The 26,613-nt window shown below is 73.2% G+C and carries 28 protein-coding genes and 3 tRNA genes; 21 read left to right on the top strand and 10 right to left on the bottom strand.

What is annotated here, in order from left to right; all coding sequences use genetic code 11:
- Positions 1–36: 36 nt before the first annotated feature.
- On the top strand, positions 37–1,011 hold the full coding sequence (locus tag C0R66_RS15455) for a sulfate/molybdate ABC transporter ATP-binding protein (protein ID WP_101525458.1): 975 nt from the start codon (positions 37–39) through the stop codon (positions 1,009–1,011).
- A gap of 85 nt (positions 1,012–1,096) precedes the next feature.
- Here C0R66_RS15455 and C0R66_RS15450 read toward each other — a convergent pair whose 3' ends face one another.
- Complete coding sequence (locus C0R66_RS15450; RefSeq protein ID WP_101525457.1) at positions 1,097–1,588, bottom strand: YajQ family cyclic di-GMP-binding protein; 492 nt, start codon at positions 1,586–1,588, stop codon at positions 1,097–1,099.
- Positions 1,589–1,702: 114 nt separating this feature from the next.
- Between C0R66_RS15450 and C0R66_RS15445 the strand changes: the two genes are divergently transcribed.
- Positions 1,703–1,785 (top strand) — tRNA-Tyr (locus C0R66_RS15445).
- Positions 1,786–1,858: 73 nt separating this feature from the next.
- Here C0R66_RS15445 and lhgO read toward each other — a convergent pair.
- Positions 1,859–3,097 carry an L-2-hydroxyglutarate oxidase gene (gene lhgO, locus C0R66_RS15440; protein ID WP_101525456.1) on the bottom strand — a complete coding sequence of 413 codons (1,239 nt, stop codon included), beginning with the start codon at positions 3,095–3,097 and terminating at the stop codon, positions 1,859–1,861.
- Positions 3,098–3,160: 63 nt separating this feature from the next.
- Here lhgO and C0R66_RS15435 point away from each other — a divergent pair, with 63 nt between their 5' ends.
- The 5 genes from C0R66_RS15435 to C0R66_RS15415 all read left to right on the top strand — a co-directional run bounded on the left by C0R66_RS15435 (position 3,161) and on the right by C0R66_RS15415 (position 8,202).
- Positions 3,161–4,501 carry an MFS transporter gene (locus C0R66_RS15435; protein WP_240311585.1) on the top strand — a complete coding sequence of 447 codons (1,341 nt, stop codon included), beginning with the start codon at positions 3,161–3,163 and terminating at the stop codon, positions 4,499–4,501.
- A gap of 77 nt (positions 4,502–4,578) precedes the next feature.
- Positions 4,579–5,565 carry an ABC transporter ATP-binding protein gene (locus C0R66_RS15430; protein ID WP_101525455.1) on the top strand — a complete coding sequence of 329 codons (987 nt, stop codon included), beginning with the start codon at positions 4,579–4,581 and terminating at the stop codon, positions 5,563–5,565.
- On the top strand, positions 5,562–6,362 hold the full coding sequence (locus C0R66_RS15425; RefSeq protein WP_101525454.1) for an ABC transporter permease: 801 nt from the start codon (positions 5,562–5,564) through the stop codon (positions 6,360–6,362). The genes C0R66_RS15430 and C0R66_RS15425 overlap by 4 nt, the downstream gene beginning before the upstream one ends.
- Positions 6,363–6,391: 29 nt before the next feature.
- Complete coding sequence (locus C0R66_RS15420) at positions 6,392–7,600, top strand: sensor histidine kinase (protein ID WP_158648069.1); 1,209 nt, start codon at positions 6,392–6,394, stop codon at positions 7,598–7,600.
- Positions 7,597–8,202, top strand: a complete 606-nt coding sequence (locus C0R66_RS15415; protein WP_101525452.1) for a response regulator transcription factor — start codon at positions 7,597–7,599, stop codon at positions 8,200–8,202. Before C0R66_RS15420 ends, C0R66_RS15415 begins: the two co-directional genes overlap by 4 nt.
- A gap of 24 nt (positions 8,203–8,226) precedes the next feature.
- Here the strand turns inward: C0R66_RS15415 and C0R66_RS15410 are convergent, their stop codons facing one another.
- From C0R66_RS15410 to C0R66_RS19640, 4 genes are read right to left on the bottom strand one after another with little or no spacing between them, the layout of a single operon-like run.
- Entirely contained in the window at positions 8,227–10,074 is a 1,848-nt protein-coding gene (locus C0R66_RS15410; protein ID WP_101525451.1) for a class I SAM-dependent methyltransferase, read from the bottom strand.
- 40 nt (positions 10,075–10,114) lie between these two features.
- On the bottom strand, positions 10,115–11,368 hold the full coding sequence (gene fahA / locus C0R66_RS15405) for a fumarylacetoacetase (RefSeq protein ID WP_101525450.1): 1,254 nt from the start codon (positions 11,366–11,368) through the stop codon (positions 10,115–10,117).
- Entirely contained in the window at positions 11,365–11,874 is a 510-nt protein-coding gene (locus C0R66_RS19645) for a hypothetical protein (RefSeq protein WP_101525449.1), read from the bottom strand. Before C0R66_RS19645 ends, fahA begins: the two co-directional genes overlap by 4 nt.
- Positions 11,790–12,227, bottom strand: coding sequence for a hypothetical protein (locus C0R66_RS19640; protein ID WP_158648068.1), 438 nt, complete (start codon positions 12,225–12,227; stop codon positions 11,790–11,792). The genes C0R66_RS19645 and C0R66_RS19640 overlap by 85 nt, the downstream gene beginning before the upstream one ends.
- Positions 12,228–12,298: 71 nt before the next feature.
- Between C0R66_RS19640 and C0R66_RS15390 the strand changes: the two genes are divergently transcribed.
- Complete coding sequence (locus tag C0R66_RS15390) at positions 12,299–13,498, top strand: homogentisate 1,2-dioxygenase (protein ID WP_101525447.1); 1,200 nt, start codon at positions 12,299–12,301, stop codon at positions 13,496–13,498.
- Here C0R66_RS15390 and C0R66_RS15385 read toward each other — a convergent pair.
- Entirely contained in the window at positions 13,485–14,111 is a 627-nt protein-coding gene (locus C0R66_RS15385; protein WP_101526294.1) for a methyltransferase, read from the bottom strand. The two genes, C0R66_RS15390 and C0R66_RS15385, sit on opposite strands and share 14 nt — an antisense overlap.
- Positions 14,112–14,141: 30 nt before the next feature.
- On the opposite strand from C0R66_RS15385, the gene C0R66_RS15380 reads away from it, so the two are divergent.
- The gene (locus C0R66_RS15380) at positions 14,142–15,146 is read left to right on the top strand and encodes a 5'-3' exonuclease (protein ID WP_101525446.1); all 1,005 of its coding nucleotides are present in this window, start codon (positions 14,142–14,144) and stop codon (positions 15,144–15,146) included.
- Positions 15,143–16,369, top strand: a complete 1,227-nt coding sequence (locus C0R66_RS15375) for a multidrug effflux MFS transporter (RefSeq protein ID WP_199286704.1) — start codon at positions 15,143–15,145, stop codon at positions 16,367–16,369. Before C0R66_RS15380 ends, C0R66_RS15375 begins: the two co-directional genes overlap by 4 nt.
- On the opposite strand, the gene nemA is transcribed toward C0R66_RS15375, so the two are convergent.
- A complete protein-coding gene (nemA, locus tag C0R66_RS15370) occupies positions 16,354–17,454 on the bottom strand; it encodes an N-ethylmaleimide reductase (protein ID WP_101525445.1) in 1,101 nt (366 codons plus the stop codon). The two genes, C0R66_RS15375 and nemA, sit on opposite strands and share 16 nt — an antisense overlap.
- 127 nt (positions 17,455–17,581) lie before the next feature.
- On the opposite strand from nemA, the gene C0R66_RS15365 reads away from it, so the two are divergent.
- The 11 genes from C0R66_RS15365 (at position 17,582) to C0R66_RS15315 (ending at position 24,240) form a co-directional block, all read left to right on the top strand.
- Positions 17,582–18,577, top strand: coding sequence for a pirin family protein (locus C0R66_RS15365; protein ID WP_240311584.1), 996 nt, complete (start codon positions 17,582–17,584; stop codon positions 18,575–18,577).
- 50 nt (positions 18,578–18,627) lie between these two features.
- Complete coding sequence (locus C0R66_RS15360; protein WP_101525443.1) at positions 18,628–19,188, top strand: DNA-3-methyladenine glycosylase I; 561 nt, start codon at positions 18,628–18,630, stop codon at positions 19,186–19,188.
- Positions 19,188–19,577 (top strand): CidA/LrgA family protein, encoded by a 390-nt coding sequence (locus tag C0R66_RS15355; protein ID WP_101526292.1) that lies wholly within the window; start codon positions 19,188–19,190, stop codon positions 19,575–19,577. The genes C0R66_RS15360 and C0R66_RS15355 overlap by 1 nt, the downstream gene beginning before the upstream one ends.
- On the top strand, positions 19,574–20,269 hold the full coding sequence (locus C0R66_RS15350) for an LrgB family protein (RefSeq protein WP_101525442.1): 696 nt from the start codon (positions 19,574–19,576) through the stop codon (positions 20,267–20,269). The genes C0R66_RS15355 and C0R66_RS15350 overlap by 4 nt, the downstream gene beginning before the upstream one ends.
- 45 nt (positions 20,270–20,314) lie before the next feature.
- Positions 20,315–21,715 (top strand): amidase, encoded by a 1,401-nt coding sequence (locus C0R66_RS15345; protein ID WP_101525441.1) that lies wholly within the window; start codon positions 20,315–20,317, stop codon positions 21,713–21,715.
- Positions 21,716–21,789: 74 nt separating this feature from the next.
- Positions 21,790–21,862: transfer RNA gene (locus C0R66_RS15340), tRNA-Thr, on the top strand.
- Between the two features lie 42 nt (positions 21,863–21,904).
- A tRNA-Met gene (locus C0R66_RS15335) sits at positions 21,905–21,978 on the top strand.
- Positions 21,979–22,076: 98 nt separating this feature from the next.
- Complete coding sequence (rpmG, locus tag C0R66_RS15330; protein WP_056682466.1) at positions 22,077–22,247, top strand: 50S ribosomal protein L33; 171 nt, start codon at positions 22,077–22,079, stop codon at positions 22,245–22,247.
- Positions 22,248–22,340: 93 nt separating this feature from the next.
- Entirely contained in the window at positions 22,341–22,760 is a 420-nt protein-coding gene (locus C0R66_RS15325; RefSeq protein WP_101525440.1) for an FAS1-like dehydratase domain-containing protein, read from the top strand.
- On the top strand, positions 22,757–23,176 hold the full coding sequence (locus C0R66_RS15320) for a MaoC/PaaZ C-terminal domain-containing protein (protein ID WP_101525439.1): 420 nt from the start codon (positions 22,757–22,759) through the stop codon (positions 23,174–23,176). Before C0R66_RS15325 ends, C0R66_RS15320 begins: the two co-directional genes overlap by 4 nt.
- On the top strand, positions 23,173–24,240 hold the full coding sequence (locus C0R66_RS15315) for a UDP-N-acetylmuramate dehydrogenase (protein ID WP_101525438.1): 1,068 nt from the start codon (positions 23,173–23,175) through the stop codon (positions 24,238–24,240). Before C0R66_RS15320 ends, C0R66_RS15315 begins: the two co-directional genes overlap by 4 nt.
- Here the strand turns inward: C0R66_RS15315 and C0R66_RS15310 are convergent.
- Positions 24,237–25,307, bottom strand: a complete 1,071-nt coding sequence (locus C0R66_RS15310; RefSeq protein WP_101526291.1) for an adenosine deaminase — start codon at positions 25,305–25,307, stop codon at positions 24,237–24,239. The genes C0R66_RS15315 and C0R66_RS15310 overlap by 4 nt on opposite strands.
- Positions 25,304–26,539, bottom strand: a complete 1,236-nt coding sequence (locus C0R66_RS15305; RefSeq protein WP_101525437.1) for a pyridoxal phosphate-dependent aminotransferase — start codon at positions 26,537–26,539, stop codon at positions 25,304–25,306. Before C0R66_RS15305 ends, C0R66_RS15310 begins: the two co-directional genes overlap by 4 nt.
- Between the last annotated feature and the right edge of the window lie 74 nt (positions 26,540–26,613).

The raw sequence follows: 26,613 nt of genomic DNA, 5'->3' as shown, positions 1-26,613 counted from the left end.
TCCGTCCCACCGCATCTCGACGAGGAAGGCCCGCACGTGAGCATCGAAGTAACAGGAGTCAACAAGCGCTTCGGGGACTTCGTGGCCCTCGAGGACGTGAGTGTCTCGATCCCCACCGGTCAGCTCACCGCGCTGCTCGGGCCCAGCGGTGGCGGCAAGTCGACGCTGCTGCGGATCATCGCCGGGCTGGAGACCGCCGACTCGGGCACCATCAGCATCGAGGGCGTGGAAGCCACCAGGCTGCCGCCGCAGAAGCGCAACGTGGGCTTCGTGTTCCAGCACTACGCGGCGTTCAAGCACATGAGCGTGGCCAAGAACGTCGCCTTCGGGCTGGAGATCCGCAAGAAGCCCAAGGAGGAGGTGGCCCGCCGCGTCGACGAGATGCTCAAGCTGGTCCACCTCGACCAGTTCGCCAACCGGCTCCCGGCCCAGCTCTCCGGTGGCCAGCGCCAGCGGATGGCACTGGCCCGCGCGCTGGCCATCGAGCCCAACGTGCTGCTGCTGGACGAGCCCTTCGGCGCCCTGGACGCCAAGGTGCGCAAGGAGCTGCGCGACTGGCTGCGTCGGCTGCACGACGAGGTGCACGTGACGACCGTGTTCGTGACCCACGACCAGGAGGAGGCCCTCGAGGTCGCCGACGAGATCGTGGTGATCAACCAGGGTCGGGTGGAGCAGATCGGCAGCCCCGACCAGCTCTACGACGAGCCGGCGAACGACTTCGTGATGTCCTTCCTGGGCGACGTGACCCGCCTCAACGGCGAGCTGGTCCGGCCGCACGACATCGAGGTCACCACCACGCCGCTGCTGGCCGGTGCCGCCCAGGGCGAGATCTCCCGGATGATCCGCATCGGCTTCGAGGTGCGTCTCACGGTGCTCACCGAGGACGGCGAGGAGGTGACGATCACGCTCACCCGCACGAACGCCCGCTCGCTGGGGCTCGAGGAGGGCAAGACCGTCTGGCTCGCCGTGGCCTCGGGTGCGACCACCATGAGGACGATGCACGCCGTCTGAGCGGGTCCGCGGCCCACGGGACCGCCTCAGGTGCGCACCTGCGCGCCTGGGGCGGTCCCGCCGCCATTTCCGCCGCCCCGCCGGGTCAGCGGTAGTTGGTGAACTGCACCGCGAACTCCAGGTCCTGGGACTTCACCAGCGCCTGGACGGCCTGCAGGTCGTCACGCTTCTTGCTGGAGACCCGCAGCTCGTCGCCCTGGATCTGGGCCTTGACGCCCTTGGGGCCCTCGTCGCGGATCAGCTTGGAGATCTTCTTGGCGTCCTCGGAGGTGATGCCCTCCTTGAGGGTGATCGAGATCTTCGACTGCTGGCCCGAGGGGCGGGGCTCGGAGGCGTCGAGGATCTTCAGCGACTGCTGGCGCTTGATCAGCTTGTCCTTGAACACGTCGAGCACCGCGGTGGCGCGGTCGTCGGCCGAGGCGGTGATCTCGATGGCCTGGTCGCCCTGCCACTCGATGGTCGCTCCGGTGCCCTTGAAGTCGAAGCGGGTGGAGATCTCGCGCGCCGTCTGTCCGAGCGCGTTGTCGACCTCCTGGCGGTCGAGCTTGCTCACGATGTCGAACGACGAGTCGGCCATGGGGATCTCCTGCTGACGTGGCTGGTGGGGTGATTTGTCCTGCGGCATGTTGCTTGGGCTATTCTTTCGCCTTGTCGTCCCAGGGCCAAACGGCCCGGGGGCGAATGAGAACGAGGCAGGTTGCCCGAGCGGCCAATGGGAGCGGACTGTAAATCCGTCGGCTTACGCCTTCGAAGGTTCGAATCCTTCACCTGCCACTGGTCTACGTACCAGGCACCAGACCCCCACACGGATCGTGTGGGGGTCTGCTGCATTTCCCCCGGCGACCCGTCAGCGCCGCGCCTCGATCCGGTCCACCAGCTCGCGCGCCAGCGCGAACGAGGACGTGGCCGCCGGGGAGGGGGCGTTGCGCACGTGCGAGACCGCTCCCACCGAGGAGATGGTGAAGTCGTCGACCAGGGTGCCGTCGCGCCCCACGGCCTGGGCCCGCACCCCGGCGGAGAAGCTGCCGTCCAGGTCGGCGGTGGTCAGGGACGGGACGTACGCCGCGGCGGCGCGCACGTAGGCCGCCTTGCTGGTGGCCATCCGGATCTCGGTCAGGCCCGTGCGCCAGTACTTGCGGGCCACCTTCCACGAGCCCGGCCAGGCGAGAGTCTCGGCGATGTCGCGGGGCCGCATGGTGCGGAACAGGTAGCCGTCGCGCGAGGGCACCATCATCGCGGTCGGCCCCAGCATCACGTGGCCGTCGACGTGCTTGGTGACGTGGACGCCGAGGAAGGGCAGCGTCGGGTCCGGCACCGGGTAGACCATGCCGCGGACCACCGGCTCACCGGCGTCGCGCAGCCGTAGGTAGGCGCCCCGGAAGGGCACGATCCGGGGATCCGGGTCGGCGCCGGAGCGCCGGGCCAGCCGGTCCGACCACAGGCCGGCGCAGGTGATCACCTCGGTGGCGCGCAGGCTCGTGGGCTCGCCGCCGTGCCGCAGCTCCAGCGTGCAGTCCACGCCCTCGGTGACCCCGAGGACCTCGGTGTCGAAGTGGAAGGCGACGCCCGCCTGCTCGAGCTCGGCCTGGATGGTCCGGCACACCACCGTGTAGTCGATGATCCCGGTGTTGGGGGCGTGCAGCGCGGAGAGCCCGGTGGCGTTCGGCTCGATCTCGGCGATCTCCTCAGGCCCCACCCGGCGCAGGCCCGGTACGGCGTTGGCCAGGCCGCGCTGCTCCAGGGCGTCCAGCCGCGGCAGCTCGGCGTCCTCGACGGCCACGATCAGCTTGCCGCACCGCTCGTGCGGGATGCCGTGCTCCTCGGCGTAGGCATACATCAGGGCCGCGCCCTCGACGCAGAGCCGCGCCTTGAGCGAGCCGGGCTCGTAGTAGATGCCCCCGTGCACCACGCCGGAGTTGTGCCCGGTCTGGTGTGCCGCGACGCCGCTCTCGCGCTCGATCACCGCCACCGAGGCGCCGGGCCGGCGTCGGAGCACCTCCCGGGCCACCGCCAGGCCCACGATCCCGGCGCCGACCACGGCCACGTCGAGCTTGTTTGTCGCGGGCGGGGTCAGGGGCGATGTCATGGGCGTCATTATCCGCAGGGACGCCCTGCCCGACCCGAGGCGCCCGTGGGGCAGACTGCCGGGGTGCAACGCGAGCAGGTCCACGACATCGGCCGTCGCCGCGCGTGGTCCATCTGGCTGGTCGCGATGGCCGTCTACGTGCTGGCGGTCTTCCACCGCAGCTCGCTCGGGGTGGCCGGGCTGCTGGCCTCGGAGCGGTTCGGCATCTCCGCCACCCAGCTCGCCTTCTTCACCGTCCTCCAGCTCGTCGTGTACGCCGCCATGCAGGTGCCGGTGGGGGTGCTCCTGGACCGTTTCGGGTCCCGCGCCCTGCTGCTGTGGGGGCTGGCGCTGATGACCCTGGGCCAGCTGGTCTTCGCCTTCGCCACCTCCTTCGGGGTGGCGGTGCTGGCACGCGGCATCCTGGGCGCCGGGGACGCGATGGTGTTCGTCAGCGTGATCCGGCTGGTGGCGGTCTGGTTCCTGGTGCGCCAGGCGCCGATGGTCACCCAGGTCACCGGTTGGGGCGGGCAGCTGGGAGCAGTCGCCGCGGCGGCTCCGCTGACCCTGCTGCTGGACCACGCCGGCTGGACCCGCACCTTCGCCGGTGCCTCCACCTTGGGGGTGGTGCTGCTGGTCGCCGTGGCGTGCCTGGTCAAGGACTCGCCGTACGCCAGCACCGGAGTGGTGCGGGTCAAGCTCGGCGCCCTGGCGCAGTCGGTGCGCCTGGTCTGGGGCAACCCCGGCACCCGGCTCGGGATGTGGTCCCACTTCACCGCGCAGTTCTCCGGCACCGTCTTCGCGCTGCTGTGGGGCTTCCCGTTCCTGGTCGCCGGCCAGGGCTGGTCCGAGGTGGCCGCCGGGACCCTGCTGATGGCGATGACCGGCTGGGTGGTGGTCAGCGGGCTCGTGCTCGGCGCGGCCATCGCCCGCTGGCCGTACTACCGCTCGTGGGTCGTCATCGGCGTGGTCGCGGTGATGGCGCTGGCCTGGACCGCGGTGCTGGCCGCCGACGGGCCCTCGCCGACCTGGCTGGTGGTGGTGATGGCGTTCGCCACGGCCAGCGGGGGACCGGCCTCCATGGTGGCCTTCGACCTGGCCCGCACCTTCCACCCGGTGGGGGCGCTGGGCCGGGCCAACGGCATCGTCAACGTCGGCGGGTTCGTGGCCTCGCTGCTGACCATGGCGCTGATCGGGGTGGTGCTCGACGTCGTGGAGCCCGGCGGGGTCTCGGCCTACGACCTGGACGACTTCCGGATCGCGATGTCGGTGCAGTACCTGTTCTGGGCCTTCGGGGTGCTGCAGATCGTGCGCTTCCGCCGCCGGGCGCTGCGGCACCTGGGACGGGCGCACCCCCGTGCCCTCGAGGAGCTGCGGGCCGGCCGCCCCTGGACGCACCCGGGCCTGGAGGACCAGGGCGTGTAGCCCGCACCTGGCGTGCCGGGCCAGGTGATGACAGATCGCACTACTGGGCACAGTCGGCGCGGACAAGACTGGGCGTCATGAAGCAGACGACCATCCAAGACCGACCCCGGTCCGCGCCCGAGCCGGGGGACCTGGCGATCGAGGTGCGCGGGCTACGACGTACCTACGGCAGCGGCGAGGACGCGTTCGAGGCGGTGCGCGGCATCGACCTGTCCGTGCGACCCGGCACGATCCACGCCCTGCTGGGCGTCAACGGCGCGGGGAAGACCTCGGCCCTGGACGTGCTCGAGGGAATGGCCGAGGCGGACGGCGGCGAGGTCCGCGTCCTGGGCCTGGACCCGGTCGCGGACCGCCACGCGGTACGCCGTCGCACCGGGGTGCTGCTGCAGCGCAGCGGGTTCGTGGGCGACCTGACCGTGGCCGAGACCGTGCGCATGTGGTCGGCCTGCGTCACCGACGCCCGCCCGGTGGCTGAGTCGCTGGAGATGCTCGACCTGACGCGGCACGCGGACACCCGGATGCGGGCGCTCTCCGGCGGCGAGCACCGCCGGGTCGACCTGGCCTGCACGCTGGCCGGCCGTCCCGACCTGGTGATGCTCGACGAGCCGACCACGGGGCTGGACCCCGAGAGCCGCCGGGCCGTCTGGTCGCTGGTGCGCGGGCTGCGGGACTCAGGCGCCACCGTGCTCCTGACCACGCACTACCTGGAGGAGGCCGAGAGCCTGGCCGACCAGGTCTCGATCATGCGGGCCGGCGAGATCGTGCGGGACGGCAGCGTGGCCGAGATCGTGTCCGGTCACCCGTCCCAGATCTCCTTCGTCACGCCGCCGGGCGGGTGGACGCCACCTGCCGGCGCCGAGGTCGGCCGCGACGGCGAGCTGACCGTGCTGCGGGTCGTCGACCTGCAGCGCGCCCTCACCGACCTGCTGGTGGGCGCCCGGGAGCACGACGTACGGCTGGAGCGGCTGCAGGCGCGGACGGCCACCCTGGAGTCGGTCTTCCTGGAGCTGGCCGCCGACTCCGACGACCCGATCGCCCCCGACCTTGCTGGAGGAACCCGATGAGCGACGTCACCCTGGGCACCAGCCTCAACCGGACGCTGGGCCTGGCTCGCTTCAACTGGCTGCTGATGGTGCGCAACCGCACCACCATGCTCTACGCCTTCGTGATGCCGCTGGTGCCGCTGGGCCTGCTGTTCGCCTCCGGCGGCGACGACCCGGACCCCACCAGCGGTGCGGCGACCATCGGCACCGCGCTCTTCATGGCGCTGCTCTTCCCGGGCTACTACAACGTGCTCTCGATGTTCGTCAGCCGCCGCGACGAGATGGTGCTCAAGCGGCTGCGGACCGGGGAGATCCGGGACCTGGAGCTGGTGGCGTCCATGGCGCTGCCGGGCGCCGCGATCACCCTGGCGGTGGCGGTGCTCACCGTCCCCATCGCCTGGGCCTCGGGGCTGGACCTCCCGCTGAACCCGATCCTGCTCCTAGTGGCGGTGCTGCTCTCCATCGTCACCTTCGCCGCGTTCGCGGTGTGGACCGCGGCCTGGACCAAGACGGCCGAGTCGGCGCAGCTGACCAGCGGGCCGGTGCTGCTGCTGGCCCTGGCCGGCCTGATGGGGGCCGCGCTCCCGGAGTCCTGGCAGCGCTGGTTCGACCTGCTGCCCGGCGCCGCGGTGCTGGACCTGACCCGGATCGCCTGGTTCGCCCAGGACGCCCAGGACGGCCTGGACGGCACCGCCGGCGAGCTGTCGTTCCTGGAGACCTGGAGCCACGCGGCGCCGTCGCTGGGGGTGCTGGTGGCCTGGACCGCGGTGGCGGTGCTGCTGGCGGTCCGGTCGCTGCGCTGGGAGCCCCGGAGCTGAGGGTGAACGCACCTGAGAGGATCGACAGCGTGGACACCAGCGCCCCGGTCCGATCGCGGCACTCCTGGGTCCGGGCCTGGACCGCGCGTAACGACGTGCAGCGGGTGGAGCTCTACACCCGCGGGTCGCTGTTCGTGCTCTTCTGGTTCCTGCTCGTGCTCGGCGTGCTCAGCTCCCTTCCCGCGTTCGACCGTCCGGGGTCGATCCTGCTGATGATCGTGGGCGGGATGCTGCTGGGCGGTCTCGGCACCTCGCTGCTGCGCGCGGCCTGCGACCTCTACCCCGAGCGCGGGCCGCTGCCGGTACGTCGGCTGGCGGCGCTGGCCGGTCTCGCTGCGCTGGTCGCGGCGTGGGTCGCCACGCTCCCTGCGGACGAGCGGTTCGGACCGGCGTTCGTCCTGGTCGGGGCCATCGCCTGGGGTGCGGGCGGGCTGCGGGACCCCAGGGTGCTGGCGGTGGTGGTGGCCGCGGGTGCGGCGATCCTGGGGCTGAGCGACGGCCACCTCGGGATGGCGCTCTACGGGGCGGCGATCGCGGCCTTCTTCGCCTTCACCGTGCACAGCTCGCTCTGGCTCCTCGGCGTGGTCACCGAGCTCGACCGGGCGCGGGCCACCCAGGCGGCGCTCGCCGTGGCCGAGGAGCGGCTGCGGTTCTCCCGCGACGTCCACGACGTGCTCGGGCGGCACCTGTCGACCATCGCGGTGCAGGCCGAGCTGGCCGCCACGCTGGCCGAGCGCGGCGACGAGCGGGCGCCCGACCTGGTGCGCGAGGTGCGCTCCACCGCCCACGAGGCGCTGCGTGAGGCCCGCGGGCTGGCGCGCGGCTACCGCCCGCTGGACCTGCACCAGGAGCTGGACGGCGCGGTCTCGCTGCTCGCCTCGGCGGGGATCGCGGCCACCGCGGACCTGGACGGCCTGCCGGCCGCCTGGCACGCCCCCGTGGCGCGGGTGGTGCGCGAGACGGTGACCAACGTGCTGCGGCACTCCGAGGCAACCCGGGTCGCCATCGGGTACGACGGCCGCCGGGTCACGGTGCGCAACGACGGGGTGGGCCGTGCCCCGGACCCGGACGGCGACGGCAGCGGCCTGGCCACCCTGGCCGGGGACCTGGCCCCGCTGGGCGCCCGCCTGGACCACGAGCACGTGTCGGCCCGGAGCGGCAGCGGCGCGTCGGGCGGAGAGTTCGTGGTGACCCTCGACCTCGGCGTGGACGGTGGCCCCGGGCAGGAGGAGCGGTGATCCGGGTGCTGCTCGCCGACGACGAGAACCTGATCCGCAGCGCGCTGGCCCAGATGCTCGACCTGGAGGACGACCTCGAGGTCGTCGCCCAGGCCGCCACCGGGGCGGAGGCGCTCGCGGCGGCGCTGGCGACCCGTCCCGACGTGGCGGTGCTGGACCTGCAGATGCCGGACCTGGACGGCATCGAGGTGGCCGCCGCGATCGGCCGGGACCTGCCCGGCTGTGGCTGCATGATCGTCACCAGCCACGGTCGTCCCGGCTACCTGAAGCGAGCCCTGGCCGAGGGGGTGCGCGGGTTCCTGCCCAAGACCGCCTCGGCCGCGACGCTGGCCCAGGCGGTGCGGCTGGTGCACGCCGGCGGCCGGCACGTGGACCCCGAGCTCGCCGCGGAGGCGATCGCGGCGGGCGACTCCCCGCTGACCCCGCGTGAGGCCGACGTGCTGGAGGCCGCGGGGGACGGGGCGCCGGTGGAGGAGATCGCCCGGCGCGTCCATCTCTCCGCCGGGACGGTGCGCAACTACCTCTCCAGCGCGAGCGCCAAGCTCGGGACGGGCAACCGGCACGAGGCGGTGGCGACCGCCCGTCGCATGGGCTGGATCTGATGGGCTGGATCTGATGGGCTGGAGCTAGCCGTCGTACCGCGCCAGCACCCGGAACGCGTTGCCCGGCTCCTCGCCGGCCCGCGCCGAGGCCACCTGGCCCGCGGCAGCGGCGGCCACGGCCGCCGGCACGGCGGCGGCCAGCGCCGCCACCCGAGCGGCCCGCCGTGCGGGGGTGGGGCGGGGCAGCCACGGCATCCAGGGCCGGGGCACCACCTGCCCTGCTGCCAGCCAGGCCGCGGCCAGGGTGTCGGGGGCCCGCATCGAGGGAGCCCGGTAGCGCTCCAGCACGGTGAAGCCGCGCTCGACCAGCGCCTCCTCCAGCCGCGCCATGGAGAGGAAGTGCTGGTGCTGGGGCTGGAGCCACGGCATCCAGTAGCGACCCAGGGTGCGGCTCGACGGGCACTCCGGGTCCGGTACCTCCACCATCAGCAGGCCGCCGGGGACCAGCGCGGTGGCCGCGGCGTCGAGCTCCTCGCGGGGCTCGCGGGTGTGCTCCAGGTAGTGCAGCATGCTGACCACGTCGAACTGGTCGGCCAGCTCGGGCGCCACGTCCGGGAACATCCCCCGGTAGGCGCGGTCCACCCAGCCGCGCCGGGCGGCGTCCTCGATGCCCGCGCTCAGGTCGATGCCCTCGAAGGAGGTCTCGGGGAAGTAGTCGCGGGCCACCAGGCAGAAGTGGGCGTGGCCGCTGCCCACGTCCAGCCAGCGTGCCGGGGCGGGGTCGTGGGCCGCCACCATGGTGGCGCGGCCGTCGTACTCGCCGGCCTCGGAGGCGAAGACCTTCTCCATCTCCTCCCCGGCGAAGCCGTCGTAGAAGTCCCGGTAGTAGAAGTCCAGTCCCTCGATGCTCAGCCGCGGGTTCTGGAAGACGTGCCCGCAGGAGGCGCACTCGTCGAGACCGAAGGTGCCCGGCTTGTGCTGGATCAGGTCGGGGGTGGCGACCCGGCAGGAGAGGTCGGGCGACCCGCACCAGCGACAGGCCTCCACCCGCGGCTCGAAGAAGCGCTCGGTGCCCTCGGCCAGCTCCTTGGCGTAGCCCTCGCGCAGCGCGTCGGCTGCCCGGATCGACTCCGGCTGGGGTGCCTCGGCACGCAGCAGCCGCAGCAGCCGCAGCGCCTCCCCGGGCAGGCGGAGCGCGGTCCGGACCGCGAGGTCGCGCGGCGCCAGGCCGGCGGGGTTCCCGGCCAGCACGGCTGCCGGAGCGGCGTGGTGCAGGGCGAGCGCCGGCAGTCCCAGGGCCGGCGTGCGCAGCACGCCGAGTCCCAGGATCGCCAGCTCGCCACCGATGGCGGTGAGGTTGACGGTGCCGTAGCGGTCGAACACGGTGCGCTGCACGGCGAGCTGCTCGCCGGGGCGCTGGCTCACGGCGCGCTCGTACGGCGCGACCGCGAAGTCGCAGCCCCGGGGGGCGAAGCGCTTGGCCTGCCGGGCCACCTCGATCAGCTCCGCGGGGGAGACCGGGCCCGTCGGCAGCTCGGCCCGCGCGGCCAGGTCGGCCCGGACCACCAGGGCATGGCCCGCGGTCCGGCCCTCGGTCAGCGGGTCGGCCCGGAACGCCACGGTGTCGACCTGGCGCAGCAGGTCCAGCGCCCGCTCCACCGGCAGGTCCGCGGGCACCAGGTCGACGGCCTCCAGCCCCTCCCGGACCGCCCACGCGGCGGCCTGGTCCAGGGTGCGCGCGTCCAGCGTCACCCCGGTGGCGGTGACCGCGACCCAGCCGGGCGCGCTGGCCGGGGCGCTGGGAGCCGGCTCCGCGTCCAGGCGGGCCAGGTGCTGGGCGCGACCCCGCAGCCGACGGGTGTTGGCGGCCACCCCGAGCGCGGTGACGGCGGTGAGCAGCCGGACGGTCCGGCGGGGCAGCGTTGCACTCATGTGGGTCCTGACCTGGGCAATCGGGCGCGAGAGGCCGACCCTAGCGGCGCCCGGCCCCTGCTGGGGGGCCGTCCGTCCACGCTCTGGCGGGGGCCACCCGACCGGCCACCTCGCCCAGGCTGATGCGCCCGCCGCCGGTGCCGGGGGCGGAGTAGCGCAGCACCACCTCGTCGCCGTCCAGCAGCGCGGTGCGCTGCTCGGCGCCGAGCGCGACCGGCTCCCGCCAGCCCCAGGTCAGCTCCAGCAGCGAGCCGCGCTGCCCGGCCTCGGGTCCAGACACGGTGCCCGAGGCGAAGAGGTCGCCCGGGGAGACCGAGGCGCCGTTGACGGTCAGGTGGGCCAGCATCTGGGCCGGCGACCAGTACATGTCGGCGTACGACGGGCGGCTGACGACGTGCCCGTTGACCACCACCTCCACCTCGATCGCCAGCCCCCGGGTGGCGCCCGGTGTCAGGTAGGGCAGTGGTGTCGGGTCCTGGCCGGGCAGGTCGGTCCAGGCCGCGTCCAGGGCGGCCAGCGGCGTCACCCAGGCGGAGACGGAGGTGGCGAAGCTCTTGCCCAGGAACGGGCCCAGCGGGACGTACTCCCATGCCTGGATGTCGCGGGCGCTCCAGTCGTTGAGGCCCACCACGCCGAAGACGTGCTCGGCCAGGTCCGCGGTCGCGATCCGCTCGCCCGGGGCCGTGCCGAGGCCCACGACGAAGCCGAGCTCGGCCTCGAGGTCGAGCCGCTCGGTCGGCCCGAAGACCGGCTGGGCCGGGCCGCTGGACGGCTCCGGGGCACGCTGCCCGAGCGGTCGGACGATCTCGGTGCCGCTGACCACGACGGTGCCCGCGCGGCCGTGGTAGGCGACCGGCAGGTGCTTGTAGTTGGGCAGCAGCGGCGCGGTGTCGGGGCGCAGGATGCGGCCCACGTTGGCGGCGTGGTGCTCGGAGGCGTAGAAGTCGACGTAGTCGGTGACCGCGAACGGCAGGTGCAGCACCACCTCCTCCAGCGGCCGGGAGTGGCGCTCCACGAGGTCGCCGGCCCGCTCGTCGGCCAGCAGTCCGGTGAGCCACGACCGGGCGTCGTCCCAGGCATGCCGACCCAGGGCCAGGAACGGGTTGAGGGTGGCCGAGCGCCACAGGTCGGCGACCCGGGTGTCCCCGATGGACTGGGTCAGGCCCGCCAGGTCGAGGACCTCCTCGTGCAGCCGGACGCCGATCCGTCGCGGACCGTCGGGGGTGGCGGAGAAGACGCCGTAGGGCAGGTGGTCCGGGCCGAACCCGGAGTCCGCGAGACCCTGCTCGCTCACAGCAGCCCCAGCTGCTGCAGGTCCGCCAGCGGGTCGCGGAACGAGCAGGACCCGAAGGAGGTGAACCAGCGCCGGGCGCCGGTCAGGTCCGCCGCCGCGGCGGCCGCGACGACCGAGGCGGGGTCGCGGTCGGCGAGGGTGGCCACGACGTCCTCGTGACCGGCACCGTCGAAGGCGTGGCGGGTGGCCAGCAGGACGTTGAGGAAGCCGTGGTGCTCGGCCCCGTCGGCGCCGGTGTGCCGCACCGCGTGGTGCAGGCCGGCGGTGGCCTTGAACGGGGTCTCCCGGTCCAGCGCGGCGTCGATCCGGGACGCGAGCTGGTCCTCGCTGGGGAACTGGTGGGTCTCGGTGCCGCCGGTGCGGAACTTCAGGTGCAGCTCGACTGCCGCCAGCTCGTCGGCGGCGCGCAGCCAGCCTGCGGTCAGGTCGCCGGGCACCTCGACGTGGACCGGGGTGTCCTCGTCCAGCAGCCCTTCGGCGCGGGCCGCGTCGACCGCGGCGACCACCCGGCGGGCGTTCTGGGGGAGGTCGTCGAGGTCGCGCAGGGCGAGCTCGACGCCCCGAGGCTCACCCCCAGGCGCGCCGCCAGCCCCAGCGGTCCGGCGATCTGACCGGCGCCGCCGGTGACCACGACCGAGACCGGGTGCTCGAACCCGCGGACCCCGGGCAGGTCGGTGTCGCGCAGCACGAAGGTCCCGAGCAGGTCGCCGTACGGGCTGGCGCGGTGCTCCCGGTGGGCGGCCAGCGCCTCGGCCAGCGGCAGGTCGCCGGGCGGGAAGACGGCCGCGTCGTCGACCAGGGCCGTCCAGACGCTGGGCCAGACCCTGGGCAAGTCGGTGCTTGATGGATTCCGTGGCACCCGCTTATGGTAGCCAGACGGTGATATTCGGACGAAGAAGTTCGACTATCGAACCGTATGAGGAGGCCGTCATGGTCCACTACGCACTCGTCGGGCACGTCCCGCCCAAGCGGCACACCCAGCACCGCGACGCCGGCGGCGGCCTGCTGCGCGAGGAGCTGATGGGGGAGGAGGGGTTCTCCTCCGACTCCTCCCTGCTCTACCACCGCGGGGTCCCCTCCGCGATCGTGGACAGCGCGGTCTGGGAGCTCCCCGCCCAGCGGCTGACCCCCAACCACCCCCTCAAGCCCCGGCACCTGCGGCTGCACAGCCTGTTCCCCGATGGCGCAGGCGCCGACCCCGTCACCGGACGCCGGCTGGTGCTGGGCAACACCGACGTGCGGATCTCCTACGTCGTGACCGGCACCGCCCCCTCGCCGCTCTACCGCAACGCGGTGGGGGACGAGTGCGTCTTCGTCGAGGCCGGCAGCGGCACCGTGGAGACGGTGTTCGGCGCGGTGCCCTACCGCAGCGGGGACTACGTGCTGGTCCCGCGGGCCTGCGACCACCGCTGGGTGCCGTCCGAGCCGTCCCGGCTCTACGCCATCGAGGGCGCGTCCCACCTCGGCCCGCCCAAGCGCTACCTCTCGCGCTACGGCCAGCTGCTGGAGCACGCGCCCTACTGCGAGCGGGACCTGCACGGCCCGCGCGAGCCGCTGCTGGCCGAGGGCCAGGACGTCGAGGTGCTCGTCAAGCACCGCACCTCGGCCGGGATCGTCGGCACCCGGCTGACCTACGCCGGGCACCCCTTCGACGTGGTCGGCTGGGACGGCTGCCTGTACCCCCACACCTTCAACGTCGCGGAGTTCGAGCCGATCACCGGCCGGGTGCACCAGCCGCCGCCGGTGCACCAGGTCTTCGAGGGGCGCAACTTCGTGGTCTGCAACTTCGTGCCCCGCAAGGTCGACTACCACCCGCTGGCGATCCCGGTGCCCTACTACCACTCCAACGTCGACTCCGACGAGGTGATGTTCTACGTCGCCGGCGACTACGAGGCACGCAAGGGCTCGGGCATCGACGTGGGCTCGATCAGCCTCCATCCCGGAGGCCACGCCCACGGGCCCCAGCCGAGCGCCATCGAGGCCTCGCTCGGGGTGGAGCGGTTCGAGGAGCTGGCGGTGATGGTCGACACCTTCGCCCCCCTGGAGCTGGGCGAGGCGGGCCTCGCCGCCGAGGACCCGGCGTACGCGTGGAGCTGGGCGGGACGGGGTCCGGGGCTCAGCAGGTCCTGAGGTGGGCCAGCACGCCGCGCTCGCGGCGGCGTACCTCGACCAGCTCCACCCGGGTGGGCGCGCGCTCGGCCATCAGCTCCTCGACCTGCTCTGCGGTGCCCAGCTGCAGCACCGCGTGCCCGCCGTCGAGCAGGTGCTGCTCGATCAGGTCCAGGCACTGCACCGCCAGGTCCAGGCCGGTGGGGCCGCCGTCGATCGCGATGGTGGGGTCGTCGGGGAAGCGGGTGATCTCCGCGCGCGGCACCCAGGGCGGGTCGGCCAGCACCAGGGCGAACCTCTCCTGGGACTCCAGGGCTCGAGTCATCACCGAGTTCCGGATCTCCACCTGCTCGGTCCCGGCCGCCCGCGCGTTCTCCGCGGCCAGCTCGCAGGCCCGGGGGTTGGCGTCCACCATCACCAGCCGCCGAGCGGTGAGCCGGTGCAGCACCAGGCCCAGGTGGCCCACCCCGCTGCACAGCTCCAGCGCCGCGCCGGCCGGGGCCGTGGCGCTCAGCTCGGCCAGCCACTCGGCCTGCTCGACCGTCCAGGGACGCGGCTCCAGCACCTGACGGTCCCACCGTATGTCGAGGCCGCCGACCACCGACTCCATCACAGACTCCATGCGGTCGATCATGCCGAACCTCCGGTGCTCCATGATCGTCGGGTGACGTCCCCGTTCCCGCGAGCACTCGGCGAGCCCCGGCTGCTGCTCGCCGTCGACGCGCCGTCGCTGCTCCACCGCAACCACCACGCCCGGGCCGAGAGCGACCTGCGCGACCGCAGCGGGCGGCCGGCGTGGGCCCTGCACGGCATGCTGCGCCAGATCCTGGAGGCGATCGAGCGGTTCGACCCCGACGCGGTGATCTTCGGGCTGGACGACCGGACCGCCTCGGTGCGCGCCGAGGCGTATCCCGCCTACAAGGCCGGGCGCGCGGTGAAGGACGCCGCCCTGGTCGACCAGCTGGACCGGGCCGGCGCCCTGCTGGACGCGCTCGGCCTCGCCACCCTCACCCCGGCGGGCCTGGAGGCCGACGACGTCAGTGCCTCGGCGGCCACCTGGGCGGGCCGGAACGGCTGGAACTGCGTCATCGTCACCTCCGACCGGGACTCCTTCGCCCACATCAGCGACCACACCAAGGTGCTCCGGCTGATCGACGGCGGGATGGGCAACGCCCCGCTGCTCAACCCCGACCGCCTGCACACGCTCTACGGCGTGGCGGCGCGGCAGTACCTGGAGTTCGCGGCGCTGCGCGGGGACGCCAGCGACAACCTGCCCGGCGTGGCCGGCATCGGTGCCAAGACCGCCCCGGTGCTGCTGGCCCAGATGGGGTCGATGGCGGCGGTCTGGGCCGACATCGACCACTGCGAGGGCCGCCACGTGGCGGCGGCGCTCGACTCCTGGAGCACCGAGACCGGGGTACGACGGGTGGGCGCCGCGGTGGTGCGGCGGCTCGCCGCCCCCGGCGCCCGGGAGCGGTACGAGTTCAACCTGGCCATGATGGCCGGCCGCGACGACCTGGATCTCGGCCTCACCCCGGACGTCCCCGGCACCCCCGGGCTGCTCCCGCTCGACGCCGACCGGGTCTCGCGGGTGGTGGGTCACCTCAACGTCGGGGCCACCACCTCCTTGGCGGTGCGCGTGCTGTCGGAGCGCATACTCGCTCGGTGAATCCGACCCTGGACCTCCGCAGCAGCCGGGCGCTGGTCGCCATCCCGATCGTGCTGGCCATGCTCTCGATGATCGGGCCGTTCAGCATCGACACCCCGTTCCCGGCGTTCGCGCAGATGGCGGACGAGTTCGGGGTCGGCTCCTCGCAGATGCAGCTCGTGGTGACGGCGTACCTGGCGCCGTTCGCGGTGATGAGCATCTTCCACGGGCCGCTCTCGGACGCGGTCGGCCGCAAGCCGGTGATCCTCGGCTCCATCGCCGTCTACGTGGTGGCCTCGATCGGCGCGGCCTTCTCGCCCGACCTGACGGTGCTGCTGGCCTTCCGGGTGCTCCAGGGCCTGAGCGCGGGCGGCGCGACCGTGGTGAGCCGGACCGTCATCCGCGACCTCTTCCACGGCGACCAGGCGCAGGTGCTGATGAGCCGCGTCGCGATGATCTTCGGGCTGGCACCGGCGGTGGCGCCCATCGTGGGCGGGTGGGTGCTCCAGCTCGGCCCCTGGCCGGGCGTCTTCGTCTTCATGGCGGTGCTCGGGGTGCTCCTGATCGTGGCCACCGCCGTGGCGCTGCCCGAGAGCCACCCGCCGGAGCGACGGGTGCCGCTGCGCCTGGGCTCGGTGGTCGCCGGCCTGGCCGACGTGGCCCGGCTCCCCGGCTTCCACCGGGTCGCCTGGGCCGCGACGTTCGCCTTCGCCGGTCAGTTCCTCTACATCGGCGGGGCGTCGATCTTCGTGGTCGACCTGCTGGGGCGCGGCGAGCTCGACTTCTGGATGTTCTTCGTCCCGATGATCGGGGCGATGGTGTGCGGCTCCTGGATCTCGGGACGCGCGGCCGGCCGGATCAGCGGACGCCGACTGGTCAGCCTGGGTTTCGCGGTCTCCCTGGTCGGCGCAGCGGTGGGGGTGGCCATCTCGAGCTCACCGGTGCAGGCCGACCTGCCGTGGGCCGTCGTCGGCCCCAGCGTGCTGGCGCTGGGCAACGGGATGTCCTACCCGACGCTGCAGCTGATGATGATGGACCTGTTCCCCGAGCGCCGCGGCGCCGTGGTCTCCGCCGGGACCTTCATCACCTTGATGGTCAACGCCACCACCGCCGCGCTGATCACCCCCGTGGTGGGGGTGACGACGCTGGGCATGGCGCTGACGGCGCTGGTGATGATCGTGCTGGGCCTGGCCCTGTGGAGCTGGCACTGCGCGGTCGCCCGCGCCGCTCAGAGCACCGGGTAGTCGATGTAGCCCTCCGCGCCGCCGCCGTAGAAGGTGGCCGGCACCGGCTCGTTGAGCGGTGCCCGGGTGGCGAGGCGGACCGGCAGGTCCGGGTTGGCGATGAAGGAGCGGCCGAACGCGGCCGCGTCGATCAGGCCCGCCTCGATCAGGCGGACCGCCTTCTGGGCGTCGTAGGATCCCGCCGCCACCAGCGTGCCCGGGTACGCCACCCGGAGCCGGCGCCGGTACTCCTCGGGGAGCGCCGGGCCGCCGGCCCAGTCCGGCTCGGAGATGTGCAGGTAGGCCAGGTCGCGCTCGGCGAGCCGGCTGATCACGTGCAGGGTCTCCTCGGGACCGTCGTCGTCCGCGAGACCGTTGAAGCTGCCCTGGGGGGAGAGCCGGATCGCGACCCGGTCGCTGCCCCACTCGGAGATGCAGGCGTCCACGACCTCCAGCACCAGCCGGGCCCGGTTCTCCAGCGAGCCGCCGTAGGCGTCGGTGCGGACGTTGCAGGTGGCGGCGAGGAACTGGTGCAGCAGGTAGCCGTGGGCGGCGTGGACCTCCACCAGGTCGAAGCCGGCCTCGCGGGCAGCCGCGGTCGCCCGTCGGTAGTCCTCGACGAGCCGGGGGATCTCCTCGGTCTCCAGGGCGCGGGGAGTGGGAGCGTTCGCTCGGATCACGGCGCCGTCGGCGTCCTTGAGGCTGGTGCGCACCCGGACCGGCAGCGCGGAGGCCGAGACCGGCAGCTCTCCGTCGTGCAGCGACTCGTGGTTGACCCGGCCGGTGTGCCACAGCTGGGCCGCGATCAGGCCGCCCTCGGCGTGCACCGCGTCGGTCACCCGCCGCCAGGCGCGGACCTGCTCCGGCGTGCTGATGCCCGGGGTGTCGGCGTACCCCTGGCCCTCGGCCGAGATCTGGGTGCCCTCGCTGATCAGCAGCCCGGCGGAGGCGCGTTGGCGGTAGTACTCCACGCTCAGGTCGGACGCGAGCGCCCCGGGCTGGGCCGCGCGCATCCGGGTGAGGGGGGCCATGAAGACCCGGTTGGAGGCCTTCACCGCGCCCAGGTCGAGCGGGACGAGCAGACGGGTGGGGTCGAGGTCGGTCATGGGTGCCCAACCTCGGGTCCCGGTGCCGCTATTCCGTGTCGCTGCACACGTCCGCACCGTGGTGACCCCTTCCGCCCCCTTGACCGGCGCGCGAGGATGGGATGCCACCTGGGAGGAGGGGGACCCGTTGACCAACCCGGACCCGCGTCCGCGCGAGCAGTCGATCCAGCACGGCGACACCGAGGTCGAGGTGGAGGTGCTGCCGCCCCGCGAGGTGCCACTGGGCGGACCCCGGGCGATGACCGTGCGCCGTACCCTCCCGCAGCGGCACCGCTCGCTGATCGGCGCCTGGTGCTTCCTGGACCACTACGGTCCGGACGAGGTCTCGGTGACCGGCGGGATGCGGGTGCCGCCGCACCCGCACACCGGCCTGGCGACGGTGAGCTGGCTGTTCTCCGGCGAGATCGAGCACCGCGACTCCACCGGCGCCCACGCCGTGGTGCGGCCGGGGGAGTTCAACCTGATGACCGCGGGCCGGGGTGTGAGCCACTCCGAGGTCTCGGTCCCCGGCGCCGAGGTGCTGCACGGCGTGCAGCTGTGGCTCGCCCTGCCCGAGGGGGCGCGCGAGGTGGAGCCCACGTTCGAGCACTACGTGCCCCGGCCGGTGCGCGGACCCGGCTGGGAGAGCCGCGCCTTCCTCGGCACCCTGGCCGGCGACCGCTCCCCGGTGCGGACCCACACCGCGCTGCTGGGCGCGGAGGTGATGGTGGCCGACGGGGCACACGTCGAGCTGGACCTCGACCCGACCTTCGAGCACGGCGTGCTGCTGGACGTGGGCCACGTCAGCGTCGGTGACCAGGAGGTGAAGCCCGGCGAGCTGGTCTACCTGGGCCCCGGGCAGCGCACGCTGCGGCTGCACTGCCACGACGAGGCTCGGCTCATCCTGATCGGCGGTCCGCCGTTCGGGGAGGAGATCATGATGTGGTGGAACTTCGTGGGCCGTACCCACGAGGAGATCGTCGGGTTCCGCGAGGACTGGCAGGGCCAGGTGCTGCGCGAGGGCCGGCTGGTCCCGGACAGCACCCAGGTGGCCCCCGGGCGCTTCGGCGTGGTCGCCGACCAGCACCTGCCGCCGCTGCCTGCCCCCACGCTGCCCAACGGCCGGCTCAAGACCCGCCGCTGAGCGGCGCGGGCGCGTCACGACCCGGGGACGGGCGCTGGGATGATGGCCCGATGGAGCTGGTGAGGGGTGCCGACGGACTGGCGCGCTGCGGATGGGCCGCCGGCAGCCCGGTCCTCCTCGCCTACCACGACACCGAGTGGGGCCGGCCGGTGCACGGCGAGGCCGCCCACCTGGAGCGGATCACCCTGGAGGCGTTCCAGTCCGGGCTCTCCTGGCTGACCATCCTCAACAAGCGGCCCGCGTTCCGGGCGGCGTTCGCCGGCTTCGACGCCGACGTCGTCGCGGCGTACGACGACGCCGACGTGGCGCGCCTGATGGGCGACGCGGGCATCGTGCGCAACCGGCGCAAGATCGAGGCCGCGATCACCAACGCCGCCGCATGCGTGGCGCTGCGCGCCGACGGCGGGCTGGAGCGGCTGCTCCGCCAGCACGCCCCGGTCGGTCCGGTGGAGCCCCAGGCCGCCACCACCTCGCCCGAGTCGGTGGCGCTGTCGAAGGCGCTGAAGCGGCACGGGTTCGTCTTCGTCGGTCCCACCACGATGTACGCACTGATGGAGGCGATCGGCCTCTTCGACCCGCACCTGCCCGGGTGCCACCGGCGCGGCGCCTGATGGTCCGGGGACTGACCGTCCTGCTCGCCTGCCAGCTGGCCGGCGAGGCGCTGGTCGCGGGTGCCCACCTGCCGGTCCCGGGCCCGGTGGTGGGGATGATGCTGCTCTTCGCGCTGCTGGTCGGGCAGTCGCGGCGCTCGGGAACGGCGCAGGCCGGTGCCGGGCGGGAGTGGACCGAGGGAGTGCACCGCGCGGCCGACGGGCTGCTGCGCCACCTCCAGCTCTTCTTCGTGCCCGCCGGGGTCGGTGTCGTGGTCTACGCGGCGGCGCTGCGCACCGACGCCGTGCCGATCGCGGTCTCCCTGGTGGGCTCCTGGCTGGCGGGGCTGCTCACCGTGGGCTGGTGCGTCTCGCTGCTGGCCCGGCGCACCGACGGCGGACCGCGATGAGGCAGGTCGTGGAGTCCCCGCTGTTCATGGTGCTGCTGACCCTGGTCGGCTACCGCGTGGGCCAGGCGCTGCGGGACCGCACCGGCGGCCACCCGGCCGTCCAGCCGGTGCTGGTGGCGATCGTGGTGACGGCCGCGGCGATCTCGCTGCTGGACATCGACTACGCGGCGTACGCCGGGGGGAGCGGGCTGATCAACTTCTGGCTGGGCCCCGCCACCGTGGCGCTCGCGGTGCCGCTGCACCGCCAGGTACGTCGGCTGCGTGGCGTCGCCGTCCCGATGCTGGTGGCCGTCCCACTGGGCGCGGCGGTCTCCATCGCCTCGGCGTACCTGCTGGTGACCGCGCTCGGCGGCGGGGAGGAGCTGGCCCTGACGATGGCACCCAAGGCGGCCACCACCCCGGTCTCGATCGCCCTCTCGACGCACTTCGGCGGCCTCCCGGCGCTGACCGCGGTGGTCACCATCATCGCCGGCATCCTCGGCGCCGTGGCCGGGCCGCTGGTGCTCACCCTCGCCCGGGTCCGCGACCCGCGTGCCCGCGGCCTCGCCATCGGGGCCTCGTCCCACGGCATCGGCACCTCCCGGGCGCTGGCCGACGACGAGGTCGAGGGCGCGTTCTCCGGACTGTCCATGGGCCTGTCCGCCCTGGCCACCAGCCTGGTCCTGCCGCTGGTGCTGCTGGTGCTCGGCTAGACATCGGGGTTTCCGCACGGCTACTGAGGGGTAACGTGAGCGGGCATGAGCCGACTGCATGCCTTTGCCGACGACGCCCTGCTGGACCACGACGCGGTAGCGCTGGTCGCGATGCTGCGCTCGGGAGAGGTCTCGGTGACCGAGCTCGTCGAGGCCGCGATCGCGCGGACCAGCGTGGTGGACCAGACCCTGGGCACCCTGGCCGTCGAGCTCTTCGACCAGGCCCGGGCGCGGGCCCGCGACCCCCGCGGCGGGTTCTTCTCGGGCATCCCCACGGTGGTCAAGGACAACGCCGACCTCGCCGGCGTGCCGACCCAGCAGGGCACGGACGCCTTCGTCTCGCCCCCGGCGCAGGCCGACGGCGACTTCGCGCGGATGTTCCTGGCCACCGGCGTCATCCCGATCGGCAAGTCGCGGCTCTCCGAGTTCGGCTTCTCCGGCGCCGTCGACCACCCCCGGATGGGTCCGGTGCGCAGCCCCTGGCACCACGACCACTACGCCGGCGCCTCCTCCGCGGGCTCGGCGGCCCTGGTCGCCGCCGGCGCGGTGCCGCTGGCGCACGCCAACGACGGCGGTGGCTCGATCCGGATCCCGGCGGCCGTCAACGGCCTGGTCGGGCTCAAGCCCACCCGGGACCGGGTCCCGCAGGACAAGCTCAGCCGCAGCATGCCGGTGCGGATCGTCGCCGACGGCGTGCTGAGCCGCACCGTGCGCGACACCGCGGCCTTCCTGCGCGAGTCCGAGCGGATCTACCGCAACCCCCGGCTGGCGCCGGTGGGCGACGTGACCGAGCCGCTGCGCCGCCCGCTGCGCATCGCGGTGGTCACCGAGGGGGTGGGCCGCAGCTCGACCCCGGAGGTGCGCGAGCTGACGCTGAAGACCGCCGCCCGGCTCGAGGCGATGGGGCACCGGGTCGAGCACATCGACCCGCCCGTGCCGGACTCCTTCGCCGACCACTTCCTGCTCTACTGGTCGATGCTCTCGCTCTTCCTGGTCCGCACCGGCAAGCGGACCCACGGCGAGAGCTGGGACCCCAGCAAGCTCGACAACCTCACCCTGGGGCTGGCCAGGCACTGTGAGCGCAACCTGCACAAGCTGCCGCTGGCCACCGCGGTGATGGCCGGCTCCGAGCTGGTCTCGCGCCGCCACTACGCCAAGTACGACGTCACCCTGACGCCGACGCTGGCCACCGCGACGCCCCTGGTGGGGCACCTGGACCCGACCCGGGACTACGAGGAGATCATCGACCGGATGATGGACTGGGTGGCCTTCACGCCGCTGCAGAACGCCACCGGCGAGCCGGCCGTCAGCCTCCCCCTGGCAACCACCTCGCAAGGCCTGCCCCAGGGCATGCAGCTGGGTGCCGGACGGGGTCAGGAGGCGCTCCTGCTGGGCCTGTCCTACGCCCTGGAGGAGGCCCATCCGTGGCCTCGGATCCAGGACTGAGAAGGCAAGTTCGCAGGCCTTTGGGGAGCCGATTTCACGCCTGCCCGGGGGCGTGTGTATTGTCTTCCGCTGTTGCCCCTTTAGCTCAGTCGGCAGAGCGTCTCCATGGTAAGGAGAAGGTCTACGGTTCGATTCCGTAAAGGGGCTCTGGGACGAGTCCGTACTCTTGTGGGTGCGTGCTCACCCGGTGGCGGGGTAGCTCAGGTGGTTAGAGCACACGACTCATAATCGTGGTGTCGCGGGTTCGAGTCCCGCCCTCGCTACGAGATGTGAATCAGCAACAGGCACGATGATCAGGCAGCACCCCAGCCGGAGTTACCCGGTACCGCACTGCACGTAAGCATTCGACGAAGGACTTCCCGTGGCCAGCAAGAGCTCTGACGTTCGCCCCAAGATCACGCTTGCGTGCGTGGACTGCAAGGAGCGCAACTACATCACCAAGAAGAACCGTCGCAACGACCCCGACCGCATGGAGATGAAGAAGTTCTGCCCGCGCTGCCGCACGCACACCGCGCACCGCGAGACCCGCTGAGCTCCTTCGATCCTCACCGCGGGCTACCGCCCGCCGAGCGTCGTCACCGACCCGTCCGAGAACTCGGGCGGGTCGGTCGCTATTTTGGCTGACATGCCTCTCGACGAGTCCCTGGTGGGACGCAGCTTCCCGCCCACCGAGCCGTACGCCGTGACCGCCGAGGCCGTGGCCGCCTTCGCCGCCACCACGGGTGCCCGCTACGACGGCGGCCCCGCCCCCGCCACCTTCCCGATCGTGCTCGCCTTCGACGCGATGCAGGGCTTCCTGGCCGCGGAGGGCCTCGAGCTGCACCGGATCGTGCACGGCGAGCAGCGGTTCGCCTACCAGCGCCCCGTCGTCCCGGGCGACGTGCTGAGCGCCGCCCTGACGGTGCGGAGCCTGCGCCGGATCGGTGGCAACGACATCATCGGCACCGCCAGCGACGTCACCGACTCGGCCGGCGACCTGGTGTGCACCACCTCGGCCACCCTGGTGCACCGCGGGGTCCATGGCGGGCCGGAGGCCGGCCGATGAGCGCGCTGGAGCAGGGCTCGGCCCTGGCCCCGCGCACCTTCACCGTCACCCGCGCGGACCTGCTGCGCTACGCGGAGGCCAGCGGCGACCACAACCCCATCCACTCCGACGAGCAGGTCGCGCTGAGCGTGGGTCTGCCCGGGGTGATCGCGCATGGGATGTTCACCATGGCGCTGGTCGCCCGGGCGGTCGCCGAGTGGGTGCCCGGTGCCGAGGTGCTGGAGCTGGGGTGCAAGTTCACCCAGCCGGTGGTGGTGCCGGCCGAGGGCGGTGCCGAGGTCGAGGTGGCGGGCACCGTCAAGCAGGTCGAGGTCGACGGGGACGCCGCCCGGCTCACGCTCGCCCTGGTGGTCAGCTCTGCGGGCCAGAAGGTGCTGGGCATGCCCCGAGCGGTGCTGCGAGCACCGCAGCCGTGACCACCCCGAGGAGTGCGCCGGTGCTGCTGCGCGACCACACCACGCTGCGCCTGGGCGGCCCGGCGGCCGAGTTCGTCGAGGCGACCGACGAGGCCGCCCTGGTGGCGGCGGTGGCCGAGGCCGACCAGCGCGGGGTCCCGGTGCTCCTGGTGGCCGGCGGCTCCAACCTGGTGGTGGCCGACGAGGGCTTCGACGGGCGGGTGGTGCACGTGGCGACCACCGGTGTGGTCTCCGACGTCGAGGACGACGCGACGGCCTGCGGGGGAGGGATGGTGCGGGTGGCGGCCGGGGAGGACTGGGACGCGCTGGTGGCGCGCGCGGTGGCCTCGGGCTGGAGCGGCCTGGAGGCGCTCTCGGGCATCCCGGGGTCCGTGGGTGCCACCCCGGTGCAGAACGTCGGTGCCTACGGTGCCGAGGTGGCCCAGACCATCGCCTCGGTCCGCACCTGGGACCGGGTCGAGGGGCGCCAGCGGACCTTCGCCGCCGCCGACTGCGGGTTCTCCTACCGGCACAGCCGGTTCAAGGCCGAGCCCGAGCGCTACCTCGTCCTCGAGGTGACCTTCCAGCTGCCACTGGCGACCCTGTCGGCTCCGGTCGGGTACGCCGAGCTCGCCCGGGGGCTCGAGGTCCAGGTGGGGGACCGCGCCCCGCTGGCCGACGTACGCCGGACGGTGCTGGCCCTGCGCCGGGGCAAGGGCATGGTGCTCGACGCGGGCGACCACGACACCTGGAGCGCGGGCTCGTTCTTCACCAACCCGCTGCTCGACCCGGCCGAGGCCGCGGGGCTGCCCGAGGACGCCCCCCGCTGGCCCCAGCCCGACGGACGGGTCAAGACCAGTGCCGCCTGGCTGATCGAGCACGCCGGCTTCAGCAAGGGGCACAGCCCCGCCGCCACCGGCGGCCGGGTGAGCCTGTCCACCAAGCACACGCTGGCCCTGACCAACCGCGGGCAGGCCAGCACCGCCGACCTGCTGGTGCTGGCCAGGGAGGTGCGCGACGGTGTCGAGCGGGCCTACGGGGTCCGGCTGGTCAACGAGCCGGTGCTGGTCGGCGCCTCGCTCTAGTCGGCACCCGAGGCCAGCCAGGCGTCGATCTCCCCGGCCACCGAGGCCTTCAGGTCCGCGGGTGCCTGGGAGGCCTCGATCGACATCCGGGCCAGCCGGGCGAGCTGGGTGTCGCTGAGGTCGTGGGCGGCCCGCATGGTGGCGTACTGGCCGGCGAGCTGGGAGCCGAACAGCAGCGGGTCGTCCGCACCGAGCGCGACCGTCGCCCCCGCCTCGAGCAGCTGGGGGAGCGGCACCGAGGTGAGGTCGGAGTAGACCCCCAGGGCCACGTTGGAGACCGGGCAGACCTCCAGGGCCACGCCGCTGGCCACGACGCGCTCCAGCACGCGGGGGTCCTCCACCGCCCGGATGCCGTGGCCCAGGCGGTCGGCGTGCAGCTCGTCGAGGCAGGTCGTGACGTGACCGGGGCCGCGCAGCTCGCCGCCGTGCGGCACCAGCGTCAGCCCGGCCCGGCGGGCGATCCGGAACGCCGGCGCGAACTCGTCGGTGCGTCCCCGGCGCTCGTCGTTGGAGAGCCCGAAGCCCACCACGCCGCGACCGGCGTACGCCGCGGCGAGGCGGGCCAGGGTGCGGGCGTCCATCGGGTGCCGGGTGCGGTTGGCCGCGATCACCAGCGCCATCCCCAGCCCGGTCTCGCGCGAGGCCTCGGCGACCGCGTCGAGCACCAGCTCGGTGAAGGCGGTGATCCCGCCGAAGCGTGCGGCGTACCCGCTGGGGTCCACCTGGATCTCCAGCCAGCGGCCGCCGTCACGTACGTCGTCCTCGGCGGCCTCGCGCACCAGCCGCCGGACGTCGCCCTCGGTGCGCAGCACCGACCGCGCCACGTCGTAGAGCCGCTGGAAGCGGAACCAGCCCTTCTCGTCGGCCGCCGAGAGCTCCGGGGGCCAGCCGGAGACCAGCGAGTCCGGCAGCGCGATGCCGTCCCGCTCCGCCAGCTCCAGCAGGGTGCCGTGCCGCATCGACCCGGTGAAGTGCAGGTGCAGGTGGGCCTTGGGCAGCGTCAGCAGGTCCCGCGGTGCCGCTGCTGCGGCCCCGCGGGCTGGTGGGGTCTGGGGTCCGAGGTTCAGGAGAAGAGCCTCTGCATCCGAGAGACGCCCTCGACCAGGTCGTCGTCGCCCAGCGCGTAGGACAGGCGCAGGTAGCCGGGCGAGCCGAACGCCTCGCCCGGCACCACCGCCACCTCCGCCTTGTCCAGGATGTACTCGGCGAGCTCGGCGGAGGAGTCGATCACCGTGCCGTCGTACTCGCGGCCGAGCAGTCCCTTGACCGAGGGGTAGGCGTAGAAGGCGCCCTGGGGCGTGGGGCACAGCACGCCGTCGATCTTGTTGAGCATCTCCACGATCTTCTTGCGCCGCCGGTCGAAGGCCGTCTTCATCTCCTCCACCGCGGCCAGGTCGCCCTCCACCGCGGCGATGGCCGCACGCTGGGAGACGTTGGCGACGTTGGAGGTGGCGTGCGACTGCAGGTTGCCGGCGGCCTTGATGATGTCCTTCGGGCCGATCACCCAGCCCACGCGCCAGCCGGTCATCGCGTACGTCTTGGCGACGCCGTTGACCACGACGCAGTTGTCGGCCAGCTCGGGGCACAGCACCGGCATCGAGCCGGTGTCGACGCCGTCGTAGACCAGGTGCTCGTAGATCTCGTCGGTCAGCACCCACAGGTCGTGGGACTCCACCCAGGCGCCGATGGCGCGGATCTCCTCGGAGGTGTAGACCGCGCCGGTCGGGTTGGAGGGCGAGACGAACAGCAGCACCTTGGTGCGCTCGGTGCGCGCCGCCTCGAGCTGGTCGACGGTGACCTTGTAGTCCTGGGTCTCGTCGGCCAGCACCGGCACCGGGACGCCGCCGGCCAGCGCGATCGCCTCCGGGTACGTCGTCCAGTACGGCGCCGGGACGATCACCTCGTCGCCCGGGTCGAGCATCGCCGCGAACGCCTGGTAGATGGCCTGCTTCCCGCCGTTGGTCACCAGCACCTGGGCGGGCTCGACCTGGTAGCCGCTGTCGCGCAGGGTCTTGTCCACGATGGCCTGCTTGAGCTCCGGCAGCCCGCCGGCGGGGGTGTAACGGTGGTTCTTGGGATCGCGGCAGGCCTGCACGGCGGCCTCGACGATGTAGTCCGGGGTCGGGAAGTCCGGCTCGCCGGCACCGAACCCGATGACCGGGCGGCCCTCGGCCTTCAGCGCCTTGGCCTTGGAGTCCACCTTCAGCGTGGCGGACTCGGCGATGGCGCCGACGCGTCGGGACACCCGGCGCTCGCGCGGGGTGCCGGTGGACTGGGGCTGGGAGGCAGACTTGCTCATGCGGCACATCGTAGGCGTTTGGACTCAGGCTCCCGCGGCGGCGTACACTCCTCGACTGGTGGTTCACCCACATG

It is taken from the genome of Nocardioides houyundeii, assembly GCF_002865585.1.
Classification (GTDB): Bacteria; Actinomycetota; Actinomycetes; order Propionibacteriales; family Nocardioidaceae; genus Nocardioides; species Nocardioides houyundeii.
This window is presented reverse-complemented; position numbering and strand designations above follow the sequence as displayed.

Excerpts from the sequence above, each read along its gene's own strand:
- lhgO (WP_101525456.1), bottom strand. The coding sequence starts at position 3,097 with ATGACATCGCCCCTGACCCCGCCCGCGACAAACAAGCTCGACGTGGCC.
- C0R66_RS15355 (WP_101526292.1), top strand. The coding sequence starts at position 19,188 with ATGGTCCGGGGACTGACCGTCCTGCTCGCCTGCCAGCTGGCCGGCGAG.
- C0R66_RS15450 (WP_101525457.1), bottom strand. The coding sequence starts at position 1,588 with ATGGCCGACTCGTCGTTCGACATCGTGAGCAAGCTCGACCGCCAGGAG.
- C0R66_RS15390 (WP_101525447.1), top strand. The coding sequence starts at position 12,299 with ATGGTCCACTACGCACTCGTCGGGCACGTCCCGCCCAAGCGGCACACC.
- C0R66_RS15350 (WP_101525442.1), top strand. The coding sequence starts at position 19,574 with ATGAGGCAGGTCGTGGAGTCCCCGCTGTTCATGGTGCTGCTGACCCTG.
- C0R66_RS15320 (WP_101525439.1), top strand. The coding sequence starts at position 22,757 with ATGAGCGCGCTGGAGCAGGGCTCGGCCCTGGCCCCGCGCACCTTCACC.
- C0R66_RS15385 (WP_101526294.1), bottom strand. The coding sequence starts at position 14,111 with ATGATCGACCGCATGGAGTCTGTGATGGAGTCGGTGGTCGGCGGCCTC.
- C0R66_RS15430 (WP_101525455.1), top strand. The coding sequence starts at position 4,579 with ATGAAGCAGACGACCATCCAAGACCGACCCCGGTCCGCGCCCGAGCCG.
- nemA (WP_101525445.1), bottom strand. The coding sequence starts at position 17,454 with ATGACCGACCTCGACCCCACCCGTCTGCTCGTCCCGCTCGACCTGGGC.
- C0R66_RS15410 (WP_101525451.1), bottom strand. The coding sequence starts at position 10,074 with ATGAGTGCAACGCTGCCCCGCCGGACCGTCCGGCTGCTCACCGCCGTC.
- C0R66_RS15360 (WP_101525443.1), top strand. The coding sequence starts at position 18,628 with ATGGAGCTGGTGAGGGGTGCCGACGGACTGGCGCGCTGCGGATGGGCC.
- C0R66_RS15425 (WP_101525454.1), top strand. The coding sequence starts at position 5,562 with ATGAGCGACGTCACCCTGGGCACCAGCCTCAACCGGACGCTGGGCCTG.
- C0R66_RS15305 (WP_101525437.1), bottom strand. The coding sequence starts at position 26,539 with ATGAGCAAGTCTGCCTCCCAGCCCCAGTCCACCGGCACCCCGCGCGAG.
- C0R66_RS15345 (WP_101525441.1), top strand. The coding sequence starts at position 20,315 with ATGAGCCGACTGCATGCCTTTGCCGACGACGCCCTGCTGGACCACGAC.
- C0R66_RS15325 (WP_101525440.1), top strand. The coding sequence starts at position 22,341 with ATGCCTCTCGACGAGTCCCTGGTGGGACGCAGCTTCCCGCCCACCGAG.